Source organism: Dyadobacter endophyticus, assembly GCF_014641595.1.
Taxonomy (GTDB): domain Bacteria; phylum Bacteroidota; class Bacteroidia; order Cytophagales; family Spirosomataceae; genus Dyadobacter; species Dyadobacter endophyticus.
Genome location: NZ_BMIA01000009.1, coordinates 10,239 through 10,622 on the forward strand (window position 1 = coordinate 10,239; position 384 = coordinate 10,622).

Annotated in this window: 1 pseudogene; it reads right to left on the bottom strand. The window is 53.9% G+C overall.

Annotated elements, in window-relative coordinates:
- Nucleotides 1-384, bottom strand: a pseudogene (locus tag IEY24_RS32885) (GEVED domain-containing protein); the annotation flags it as partial.

Genomic DNA, 384 nt, shown 5'->3' on the forward strand with positions numbered 1-384 from the left:
AACCTGGTTAGGGTAACCGGCAGTGGAACGGTAAGGGACGCAAACGTATATGCGGTATAGGTGTCAGGGGCTAACGGTGAGATCGTTGTGATTGAACCGGCTGTGAGGTCACTGCCGCCCCCCAATACAGATGTGGTATCGACTTTGGATGGAATGGCTACCCATTGTGTTCCGTTCCATCCGACGATCGTCAACTTGTTGAGCTGGCTAGTTGTCAGTGTACCGATGGCACTTCCTGCGTCCCATGTCAATGTGAGGGGCGATGCATTCGCTCCGTCTATGTCCCAGTACTCTACCGTGCTCACCACGTCGACATTGGTACCCATGCTGCTGGTAGCAAATGGGCCTCCAGAGGGGAGTGCGGCATAATTGGACCCTGTAAAA